Source organism: Nostoc sp. NMS9, assembly GCF_017114995.1.
Lineage (GTDB): Bacteria > Cyanobacteriota > Cyanobacteriia > Cyanobacteriales > Nostocaceae > Nostoc.
Window position 1 is genome coordinate 1 of sequence record NZ_JABXKL010000076.1, and the last position, 11,093, is coordinate 11,093.

The following is an 11,093-nucleotide window of genomic DNA, read 5'->3' on the forward strand; positions in this document are numbered from 1 at the left end:
AATGCGCCTTGTAAGCTAGTCACAAAGCAGTTTTGACTGTTTTCGGAGATGTCTAATGCTTTAAGTGCTGTGAATCGTCCAGGTGCGGTGCAATTTATCCAGCAGTGTTACAAGACAGCTAATTTACAGATAGTAACGGTGGATACATCATTGCTTACCCGTGCGTTACAACTTTATAACGAACGTCCTGATAAAAGTTGGGGTTTGACAGACTGCATTTCTTTTACAGTGATGTGGGAAAAAAGTTTGATTGATGCGATAACTGCTGATTTGCATTTTGTGCAAGCTGGTTTTCGGGCATTGTTGCGGGAGTAATTGATGGATTGCTTGAACATTAGCTGAATCATCGGTTGGATTTCGTTGTCGCTCAACAAACAAAGCTTAAATCAGGAAGGCTGCCTTGTCCGTTCTTTTCCAACACAACTTGTTTTGGCTAGGACTGCAATATCCAAAGCTTTATACTGAAGCTATCCCTTTTGCTGTTTCTTGGACGATTAAATCGACGACATCTGAAAAACGCCCCGTTTGTTTGTAAATTTCGCGTTGTCGTGTTGCACCATTCCCAAACTCCATCGTTCTATGTACAAGAGACGAAACTTCATCCCATTCTCCGTACTCCTCAAGCGATGGACGCACGAAACTGAGAAAGCTCTCAACCATCTCCCATGCCGGAACAGCTTTTATAGCGCTAATGTCAATTAAATCCTCATCTAATCCATAACGTGCGGCACGCCAGTGAGCAGCACGTATAAGTTCGTGACGCACTGGGTGAAACGGTTTATCAGTTATGACTTCTTCGTAGCAAGTTCGCACCAAAGCACGTACAAGCCCTGCTACCATTACTGCTTCGTCTACTGTCTGGCAGACATCCGTGACTCGAAACTCAATTGTTGGAAAGCGCTCAGACAAACGTACATCCCAATAAATCTTCGTCGCCTCCGCGACACTTTTTGTCTCTACTAAAACTTGTACAAGCGCTTCGTAATCAGTTAAAGACTCGAAAATCAGTGGTACTCCAGATATAGGCCATCGACTCCAAATTTCGGTACGATAGCTTGCATAGCCTGTATCCGTACCTAACCAAAAAGGTGAAGATGCTGCCAGTGCCAAGAGTGGGGAAAGCCATACACGAGTCCGGTTCATCACCTGGATGGCAGTAGAGCGATCGCTAATTCCCACATGCACATGACAGCCAAAGATGACTAGTTCACGGGTGAGTTGTTGATAATCTCGCATCAAATCTTGATAACGTTCTTTGGGCGTGATCTGCTGTTCATCCCAATGTGAGAACGGGTGCGTCCCAGCAGCAGCAATTTGCTTACCGTCCTTAGCAGCCGCCGCAATCACTTCGTAGCGCAAACGAACAAGCTCAGAGCGTACATCTGCAAGTGTTCTACAGATGGGCGTACCAATTTCTATCTGCGATTGCTGGGCTTCTGGCTGCACCTCTGAACCAATTGCTTTCTGGGCTTTTGGAAGAATATGCTCCACACGCGAACTTAGTTCTCGCGTCGTGGGATTGATAATTTGATATTCTTCTTCGACACCAATAGTAAATTCTTCAGTCTGGGATGGCATAAATTTGGATGATCAAGCGTTTGTTTAATCAATCAACACCAGCACCCCTAGATTATACTTATATTTTATTTTGTTAGACGTTATAAACTTGAACATCATTCAATATACTTGCTTGCTCTAAATCGAGGAGTTTTAAGTGACAAAAAACAATAGAAAAAAGGCTGTTGCTCAAGCTATTTCCACAGCTGTTGCTCTGGGTTGGGTGATAATGCAAGTGGAATCAGCCCAAGCTGCTACTTTGACGGTTAACAATCTTGATGACAGTGGCTTTGGCTCATTGCGAGACGCTATCAACACTGCAACTAGCAATGACGTAGTAGAGTTCCTATTGGGTAGTAATCCCAGTACAATTACCCTGACCAGTGGGGCACTTGCGATCGCTAAAAATCTCACTATTAATGGCCCAGGTGCTAACTTACTTACCATCAATAGCAATAATTACTTCCCCGTGTTTGACATTAACGCCGCGAATGTTGAACTTTCTGGGCTAGCGATCGCTGGTGATATCAACGCTTACAATTCTAGTAACGTAACGTTTACGAATAGCACCATCAGCGGCCGCAATGTGAATATAGATAGTAACCTAACACTTATCAATAGCACTATCAACAGCCAGTATTTGGAGATCAATGGTGGACTAACAGGAATCGATGATAGTAATGTAACGGCTCTTGATAGCATCACCATCGGTAGCAATTTAACTGCCTCTAGCGGCAATTTAACTATCTCTACTGGTAGGCTCTATATTAAGGGTGGTAGCAAGAATTCAGGAGCAGGAGGCAATTTAACTGTAACAGCTGCCGATAGCATTTTCGTGAGTAATCCGGGTAGTCAGGTAACGATTCCCACCAGCACCGTCAACGGCAATTCTGGGCAAATTAGCAGTGGTAGCAAGAATTCAGGAGCAGCAGGCACCCTAACTATTACAACCAATACTCTTACAGTGAGACCCGGTGCTTTTATATCGAAAGCAGTACCCCAACCAAGCGCGATCGCTGCTGGTAGCAATCATTCAGGAGCAGGAGGTAACATAACTCTTACAATCCCTGACCTTCTTATATTGAAACCAGTACGCAAACCAAGCACGATCACTGATGATAGCAATAATTCAAGACTAGGAGGTAACATAACTATCTCAGCCCCTAATGGTTTTATTATATCAAAACCAGTACCCGAACCAAGTGCGATTGCTGGTACTATACTTGCTGGTAGCCTGGTTTGGCTGGCGAAGAGAAAGCAAGCAGCATTTTGCAAGGCAAAGGTATAATCACATATTGAAATAAATTCGTAAATAAAATAGTTTAAATAATTAGCCCGCTTGTGCGGGCTAATTATTTTATGGGCAATTAGCCGGACGTAATATTAATGTCCCTGAAACTAAAATACTTCCAGGAACCTTTATTAAGCCTCAACCTTTACACCCTTCCAGAAGGCGACATGACCTTCAATATTCTTAGCTTTTTCCTTAGCGCTGGGATAATACCAAGCGGCATCTTTATTGATTTGCCCATCAACGTCGATACTGTAGTAACTGGCGACACCTTTCCAAGGACAAGTAGTGTGAGTGTTGCTTTCAGTAAAGTACTGCTTGTTAATGGTGTCAACAGGGAAATAATGGTTGCCTTCCACAACTACAGTATTATCACTCTCGGCTAAAACAGCTCCATTCCAAATTGCTTTCGGCATAAATGACTTTGTAAATAAACTATACATATAACATTTTGACACTATCAGCTTATTTGTAGTGAATTTATGGAACCCGTGACGCTGCCAAAATAGTCCATAAGTCACGAAGAGGCAATGAGTTGGAAGATTTCCCTCTAAATATTAATTGCAATCACTTTTATTTATCAATTTGAAAATTAAAAGCATTTGCTTCCATCATAAAGATTTTCTAACATATTGGTATGGAAAGTTAATTAGCCAAACAAGTTGGATTTCGGTTCATAGCCTTAAGCAAAAAATCTCTAGATATGTGAATAGGCGATGCCTGCGATGAGCTACGCTAATGCATCTTCTATAAATACTTGTCAGCTAAGGATTTTATTTAGCATATCTTTGCCTCTTTGAAGTTATTACTAAACTTTCTCCTAATTCCCCATTCTTCCAATTGGGGTGAATTTAACTTATCAGTTCGGGTAATTAATAAATCAAACCATCCGGTAAACATCCGATAAAAGATTGAGATTAATAAAACAGTGAACTCTATTACTAGAGAATACTGATTGCCCTTTGTTCTAGTTGAGGATAACTCTATGAAATTCACAAACTCGCTAACTTCTGCACATATTATTGCTTGGATTAATTCTATGCCTAAAATCACTTGCTTTCATCCATCCAAGAATCACAATAGCCCATCAATAAACACAGCTGTCAACTTTGACACTTTCCCTAGCTATTCCACGAATGCCAATCACCTCAAATCCTTTGATACTGCTTTTATTGCCTATAACATGATGGGTTTTGGTAATTTTGAATGATTTAAGTTGGTTCTGTGCTTTTAAGGTGTAGCTTAGATCATTTTATCAATTACAGCTTGGTGACAGTTCATAATAAATTTGTTTCCACAATACTTCATTATCAACCTGTATTAATTCTCTTTAAATCTTGTTTTATCAAGGTTTGAAAAAACTATTTTACTCAAATATGTGAGTAATAAATCAACAAAGATGATGGACTAATAGCAAGAGGTTGAGATTGACAAAAAAGAAAACTCTATTACTAAAAAATACTAATTTATCTCTACTGAGGATAAAATTATGAAATTCACAACCTTGCTAAATTCTGCACTTATCATTACTTCTATTGCTTTTATCCCTGGAATTGCTGGCGCTCAAACAGCTAATACTAACAATAGTGGTGGACAAAGAAACACAGATGTCAGATATAATACTTTACGTAAAAATCCTACAGATACTAAATATCTGCAACCCTTCAATATTGCCTTTCTAGCTTATCAAGGTTATTTAAAAGAGCAGGGTATTCCCAGTGGGGGCACTTTGTTATTCAAATACCAAACCGGATACTTGACTGCGAAAGATGTGGTTCAAGCTGCTATCAGGGCTAATAAGTTACCAGCGGAAGTTTTGAATGATCGAAGTTACGTCAATGCAGTCGAGTTACAGATGAGATCATTTGGCGATACTAATGATTCACAATAGACAATTTAGGGTTGTCAAGTTCGTAACGGATTTACAGCAGAACTAAGTCGTCTGGAGTGCTGAAATCAATCTCTGCATCTCCCAAATCTATTTAAATCACGCTGTAGAAGCACATCCATACTGTGCTTCTACAGCATTGTCTATTTAGCATTCTACTAATTGGTATGGTGAAACGTCCAAAAATCACGAATTAGTAGTTAGTTAAACGCAGCGACGATATCTGAGGTGATAAACTAAGCCACGGTGAGCAAGATCAAAAGAGTCAACGGTGGCCATCCCGACACCACTAGCGCGCATCGAAGCATTAGACGAAGTAGGAATTTGAGGCTTTATTTTCTAACAGGATGCTTGGAATGAAGTTTTGCTAAAACCCTTGTTCCGTATGTATTCTAGATTATTACCTCGTGCGAGTAATAAAACAGGGGTAAGTGAAAGCTTATTCTGAAAAGTATTTGAAAATGGATAAATATTATTCCACCTTCTTGAATAGATTTTCTGACTTTCTTAAATTTTTTATTTGTAGCATCGGTTGGTTTATCCTGCTTTTGAGTTGATTAGGTTTGAAATTAAGTCGCACACGGGGTTAGAATAACTAAAAATATGAGGATAAGAGAAGTTGGTGGCGAATATATCCTACATCCCCAAATTGCCCATACCACTGTCTCTTTTGGGGTCAGAAGTCGGTTCTTTTACTGAGTTTACAGTTACTCAACGAATGCCTGCGATCGCTCGTCGAGTTATCGCTGAAAATAATTTCTCGGCTGAAATTAATACCAGCTTAGAAAATCTGGCTACAGAGTTGCCAGCAGGATATGTGCAACCTCTTTTAAATAAGACTGCTGTAGATTTTTTAGCCTGGAATACATATTTAGAATTCTACAAAGGTCAGCGTTGGCTAGATGTTCCTTGGTTTTTTGCCGAAACTTATTTTTTTCGGTTAATTCTAGAAATTACTAATTATTTTCGCCCTGGTGTCTGGCAAGGTGTCGATCCATTTGAGTTACAAAAATCTCAAAGTTTAGAAGCATCTTTAGATTCGATTATTCTACTGTGTGGTCAGGCTAAGAATTGGTTAGATAATTCACAACTGAAGGGAGAATCAAATCAAACAGCTTTAATAGCATTGTTATATTTTGCTTTGTGGGGAAATCGAGTTGACTTGAGTTTATGGTCAACATCCGAGAGCGATCGCAGTCGTTTTGATATTCAAACCCAACTAGCTCACATCCTAGTAAATGATGCCTCCCAAGTCACGGAATTGTTAATCAACTCTCAAGGGGGACGGATTGATTTTGTTGTAGATAATGCTGGTTTTGAACTTGTTTGTGATTTATGTTTAGTTGATTTTTTGTTAAGTAGCGGACTGGCTAATCAGGTTTACCTACACTTAAAGCCACATCCGACTTTTGTATCTGATGCCATGATTAAGGATGTACATTACACAACAAGTTTTTTAGCCGCTAGTGGAAATCAACAAGTTACATCCTTTACCCAAAGACTGCAAGACAATATTACATCAGGGCGTTTAGTACTATCTGAAGATTACTTTTGGACATCGCCTTTAGCTTTTTGGGAAATACCCAACTCCCTCAAAAATGAGTTAGCCAATGCGAGTTTGGTTATAGTCAAAGGAGATGCCAATTATCGCCGATTATTAGGCGATCGCCACTGGGAACTTACCACCGACATTGCAGATATAGTCTGCTACCTACCTATGCCAATGGTAGCTCTACGCACCCTAAAGTCAGAAGTAGCAGTTGGTTTAAAACCAGAAGTTATTGAGAAAGTAGCAAAATCTGACTCTTCTTGGTTGACAAATGGACAGTGGGGTGTAATTCAGTTGGTAGTTTAGGCAATTTTGAAAAATCGAGATAATTTGTAAAAGAAGTATACGTATCTTCACTACTTATCGGGTCGTCTACCCTACCCGTATCACCACAACCAGCTTAGGATAGACTAGAAGAACTTTTTAAGGAAAATGGTAGAAAAAATCACAGCTGTGTTTAATGGCAAAGTGTTCTATCCGGCTGAACCGATCGCACTGCCAATTAATACCCGCGTGCGAATCAGTATTGAAATTTTACCGCCAAGCGAACATGAAACAGTATCATTTTTGCAAACGGCGCGATCGCTCAACCTCGAAGGGCCACCTGACTGGTCTGCCAATATAGATAAATATTTATACAGTAAATAAACTTTTCATGCATTCTGAAGTCTTTCTTGATACATCATTTGCCATTGCCTTATCTGCACCGAGCGATCGCTTGCATGACCGAGCCTTACACTTGGCTAAAATGTTACAAGCAGCAGAAACTCGTTTGGTGACGACACAGGCGGTGATGTTGGAAATTGGCAATGCCTTATCCCAACAACCTTATCGTCAGGCGGCAATCATATTATTAAATTCTCTAGTAGTAGACTCCAAAGTAGAAATTGTCCCCCTTTCCCAAGAACTCTACGAACGTGCTTTCCAGCTATATCGCGAACGAACAGAGAAAGAATGGGGATTTGTCAATTGCGTATCTTTTATTGTTATGCAATATAGCGGAATCACTGAAGCACTCACCGCCGATGAGCATTTTCAACAAGCAGGCTTTCGAGCATTACTGCGAGAAAATTTGCCGTAAGGTTTTGGGAATTGGGCATTGGGGATTGGGAAAGAGGAGGCAGCAGGCAGGAGGCAGGAGGCAGAAGTTCTTTCATTTTAAATTTTGAATTTTGAATTTTGAATTGATTTCTCCCTCATCTCCCCCACTCACCAATACTTATTATTTCGTTACAATCGGCGTGTGCGTTAGGCATTCAAGAGTTATCAGCCATGAAATTGATTTCCGATCCACCGATTCCTGTGAAAATTCAAAAGATGAAGGAACGGGTGCGGTGGATGCATCCAAGTTTTGTGCAACGGGGAATTGACCAAACCAGTATAGTTATTGACGATCGCAGGCAGGATAATCCAGAATTTTCCTTTATGGTTATCGGTGATTCCGGCACTAAATCTCATTCTCGACACCACCCCCAACGAAAAGTTGCCGAACTGATGCTGACTCACCGCGATGATTGCAGCTTTGTGTTACACACTGGCGATGTAATCTATGTGGTGGGTTCCCAAGAATATTATTCAACAAACTTTATTGAGCCTTACCGGGAATTTCTTGTCGGTGGTGACAACCCGAAAGGCATTCCTTATGACCGCATGGTGTTTAATCTACCGTTCTTGCCAGTACTTGGTAATCATGATTACTACGATGTCCCGTTGATGTACCGTTTATTTACTGGCACAACATCCTCACTACGTCGCCTATTCCGCTATAAAGATATCGAGATTGGCTGGCATGGCTCGTATCAAGGTAATGCTTATGCACGTGCATTTATGGACTACACTCAGGCAATGTCTCCACAAGAGTTAGAACGTCATTTAGATCGGCACTACACTGCAAAGACCGACACAGGGCGCTGTTTGCGTTATGAACCTGGACAGTTTACCCGTTTACCCAATCGCTATTACACCTTTCGTTACGGCGGGATTGACTTTTTTGCACTGGATTCTAATACTTTTAATACACCATCACCTTTACCTGCAACTCAAGAAGGAGAAATTTACCGCCGGGAATTACAAAAGCGTCGCCAGGAAATAGATCGAGAAGAATTGCAGATTTTGAAAATATACGATGGACTCAACCCAGATAAACCCACCGAAGCGGAACAACTTGATGACCTTAGTGCCAAATTAGACCAAATAAACGAAATCAAAATTGACATTGAAAAACAACTAGCATCTCATCAAATGCCTGCGATCGACTTTGAACAACTTGAATGGTTGCGAAACAGACTAATTGAATCTTGGAACACCTCCGAAGTGCGTGGACGTGTAATCTTTTTCCACCATCCCCCCTACGTCACAGAAGCTACCAAGTGGAATCAGGCACAAACCTTGGCGGTTCGCCACCGTTTGCGCTGGGTGTTTGAACAAGTAGCAGAAACCCTTGGTTCTCTAATTAAAGAACGTCCCATAGTCGATTTGATTTTAAATGGTCACGCTCACTGTTTAGAGCATCTTTGCACAACTGATACCGGATTTGCAGACTCGCAGATTAACTGCATTATCTCTGGTGGTAGCGGTCATCGTCCCCGCTATCAACGGCGAGAAGGGACTGAATTGATGGAAACTTTTGCTGAGATTGCAGGTAAACCCACTCGGAAAGTCGCGGATTCAATGCTATTTGTGGGTCGTCATAACTACAATTTCCAGAACCGACTACCTTATTCATGTGTGCGGATTGATGTTCTGGATGGTATCCCGCCCAAGTTTATCATCAGACCGTTGATTACTGAACGGCTTGAACAAGAGTGGCATAATACGGAACTTGAACCTTTTGTGATCTAAACGGGATGCGAAGTAATTGAACTACACCATTCCTCATCTCACTTGAAAATCAAATTTCAGTGCTGCTGGGTTGCTTTGAGTGATTATCTTGGCGAACTTTTACCAAATGCACCTTTGCATTCAGACAAAAGCTAGTACCGCAAGGCGGAAGTCAAAAGTCAAAAGTCAAAAGTCACGCATAATTATATTCCAAGCTCTCGCGCCATTTGAAATGGTATGTTTATTTACACCATGCTGTACTAAATATATCCTAATCTTGAATAGAGTTATGATAATCTCAAATTATGGCAGGACATAGTAAATGGGCAAATATTAAGCGCCAAAAAGCGGTAGTAGATGCAAAAAAGGGAAAAACCTTTACTCAGTTATCCAGGGCGATTATCGTTGCCGCTAGAAGCGGCGTACCAGATCCGGCGCTGAATTTTCAACTTCGCACGGCAATTGACAAGGCAAAGGCAGCGAGTATTCCCAATGATAATATTGAACGAGCGATCGCTAAAGGTGCAGGCACTTTTGGCGGCGATAATGCCACCTTTGAAGCGATTCGCTACGAAGGTTATGGCCCTTGTGGTGTAGCGATTTTAATCGAAGCCCTCACAGATAATCGCAATCGCACTGCTGCTGACTTGCGTGTAGCTTTTAGTAAAAATGGTGGCAATCTTGGTGAAACAGGTTGCGTTAGCTGGATGTTTGAACAAAAAGGCGTTTGTGTAGTGCAAGGTGTACTTGACGAAGAACAGCTTTTAGAAGCATCCCTCGAAGGCGGTGCCCAGTCTTATGAGATGACTGAAGATGAGATGGCTGAGGTATTTACTGATATTGCAAATTTAGAAACCCTTAGTCAGACACTCAAAAATCAAGGCTTTAAGATAACTGATGCCGAATTGCGCTGGATTCCTAGTAATAGTGTAGAAGTTACCGATCCCGATCAGGCGCGATCGCTTTTTAAGTTAATTGATACTCTAGAAAGCTTGGATGACGTGCAAAATGTCACAGCTAACTTTGACGTAGCAGAAGAATTGATGGCTCTCAGCATTTCCTAATCAAAACTAACCCAGGTATCATAGCCAAATTACAGTTATTTGGATGATATCCAAATTGTTACATTTAAAATTGAAATGCCAGCAAGTATTTTTTAGCTAAGTATTCCACTAACCTATACTACTAATAATGTTTGTACTACAAAACTTAAACTTATTGAGAAATGAAAACGAAAAATTAAGGTTTTCAAGCACATTGTACGACAAAAAGTAGAGATTTTTAGAATAGTGGGATAAGTTCACGTCAGATCCAATACGATTCGGTTAAGGTTTTTTGAGGAAAATTATAGATCGCTAAAGATATGATAAATCATCATTGTAGAGACGGCGATTCATCGCGTCTCTTGCCTTACCCGAACAGTATTGACGTAAGTCCTATATTTGACGGATGTAAAAATAGACATGAAAGATTCATATCAATTACAAACTTATGACATACGTCTATTGGATAGTTAAATTGTTGATTACCTGATGAGGATTTTCAAGTGAATAAGTTCGCTAAAGCTTTACTTTTGGCTCTAATTTTTGCTGCACCTGTAACCGCTTTTGCATCTCAAGCTCAAGCTAAAACTATCCATCATACTAGCGTAAAATCTGTTAAAGTTCATCATACTAAACATCACAGACGTCATGCTAAAAAAATAGTTCATAAACATTTATAAATAGTTACTATTAGTCGTAAAAGTTTCTAGTAACTCTGTAATTAAGTTTAGTGTTGGTTTCTCTGAAAAAACTGTATTATTTAACCCCGCTGGAATCCTACCCCAATCAGCGGGTTTTTTTATTAACTTGCTTAAGGGTGCGATCGCATAAAAATTAAAGTTAAGATTTGATATTAAATCAAATACTCGGATCTTTGCTTAAGATTTAGGAGATATAGCAATCGCCAAGGTAATTAGGACACTAGGTTCAAGACAAACTCGATTG

Annotated in this window: 12 protein-coding genes and 1 pseudogene; 10 read left to right on the forward strand and 3 right to left on the reverse strand. The window is 40.3% G+C overall.

Annotated elements, in window-relative coordinates; translation table 11 throughout:
* The first annotated feature begins 48 nt into the window (after positions 1-48).
* Positions 49-315 carry a hypothetical protein gene (locus tag HWQ40_RS23580; RefSeq protein WP_292782515.1) on the forward strand — a complete coding sequence of 89 codons (267 nt, stop codon included), beginning with the start codon at positions 49-51 and terminating at the stop codon, positions 313-315.
* Positions 316-456: 141 nt separating this feature from the next.
* Here the strand turns inward: HWQ40_RS23580 and HWQ40_RS23585 are convergent, their stop codons facing one another.
* Positions 457-1,578, reverse strand: coding sequence for a carboxylate-amine ligase (locus tag HWQ40_RS23585; protein ID WP_292782518.1), 1,122 nt, complete (start codon positions 1,576-1,578; stop codon positions 457-459).
* Between the two features lie 136 nt (positions 1,579-1,714).
* Between HWQ40_RS23585 and HWQ40_RS23590 the strand changes: the two genes are divergently transcribed.
* On the forward strand, positions 1,715-2,845 hold the full coding sequence (locus tag HWQ40_RS23590; protein ID WP_292782520.1) for a PEP-CTERM sorting domain-containing protein: 1,131 nt from the start codon (positions 1,715-1,717) through the stop codon (positions 2,843-2,845).
* A gap of 134 nt (positions 2,846-2,979) precedes the next feature.
* On the opposite strand, the gene HWQ40_RS23595 is transcribed toward HWQ40_RS23590, so the two are convergent.
* Positions 2,980-3,264, reverse strand: coding sequence for a DUF427 domain-containing protein (locus tag HWQ40_RS23595; RefSeq protein WP_229468517.1), 285 nt, complete (start codon positions 3,262-3,264; stop codon positions 2,980-2,982).
* Between the two features lie 569 nt (positions 3,265-3,833).
* Here HWQ40_RS23595 and HWQ40_RS23600 point away from each other — a divergent pair.
* Positions 3,834-4,058, forward strand: a complete 225-nt coding sequence (locus tag HWQ40_RS23600; protein WP_292782523.1) for a hypothetical protein — start codon at positions 3,834-3,836, stop codon at positions 4,056-4,058.
* A gap of 279 nt (positions 4,059-4,337) precedes the next feature.
* A complete protein-coding gene (locus HWQ40_RS23605; RefSeq protein WP_292782526.1) occupies positions 4,338-4,739 on the forward strand; it encodes a hypothetical protein in 402 nt (133 codons plus the stop codon).
* 201 nt (positions 4,740-4,940) lie between these two features.
* On the opposite strand, the pseudogene HWQ40_RS35730 reads toward HWQ40_RS23605, so the two are convergent.
* A pseudogene (locus HWQ40_RS35730) lies at positions 4,941-5,045 on the reverse strand (DUF4360 domain-containing protein); the annotation flags it as partial.
* Between the two features lie 313 nt (positions 5,046-5,358).
* Here HWQ40_RS35730 and HWQ40_RS23610 point away from each other — a divergent pair.
* From HWQ40_RS23610 to HWQ40_RS23635, 6 genes are all read left to right on the forward strand, one after another.
* Positions 5,359-6,591: a damage-control phosphatase ARMT1 family protein gene (locus tag HWQ40_RS23610; RefSeq protein ID WP_292782529.1), complete on the forward strand. Its 1,233-nt coding sequence runs from the start codon at positions 5,359-5,361 to the stop codon at positions 6,589-6,591.
* A 126-nt stretch (positions 6,592-6,717) separates the two neighbouring features.
* Positions 6,718-6,933 (forward strand): hypothetical protein, encoded by a 216-nt coding sequence (locus HWQ40_RS23615; RefSeq protein ID WP_181928639.1) that lies wholly within the window; start codon positions 6,718-6,720, stop codon positions 6,931-6,933.
* Positions 6,934-6,940: 7 nt separating this feature from the next.
* Complete coding sequence (locus HWQ40_RS23620) at positions 6,941-7,366, forward strand: type II toxin-antitoxin system VapC family toxin (RefSeq protein ID WP_292782535.1); 426 nt, start codon at positions 6,941-6,943, stop codon at positions 7,364-7,366.
* A 191-nt stretch (positions 7,367-7,557) separates the two neighbouring features.
* Positions 7,558-9,126 (forward strand): metallophosphoesterase, encoded by a 1,569-nt coding sequence (locus tag HWQ40_RS23625; RefSeq protein WP_292782538.1) that lies wholly within the window; start codon positions 7,558-7,560, stop codon positions 9,124-9,126.
* Positions 9,127-9,410: 284 nt separating this feature from the next.
* Positions 9,411-10,169 carry a YebC/PmpR family DNA-binding transcriptional regulator gene (locus HWQ40_RS23630; RefSeq protein WP_292782541.1) on the forward strand — a complete coding sequence of 253 codons (759 nt, stop codon included), beginning with the start codon at positions 9,411-9,413 and terminating at the stop codon, positions 10,167-10,169.
* Between the two features lie 482 nt (positions 10,170-10,651).
* The gene (locus HWQ40_RS23635; protein WP_292782544.1) at positions 10,652-10,828 is read left to right on the forward strand and encodes a hypothetical protein; all 177 of its coding nucleotides are present in this window, start codon (positions 10,652-10,654) and stop codon (positions 10,826-10,828) included.
* The last annotated feature ends 265 nt before the right edge of the window (positions 10,829-11,093 follow it).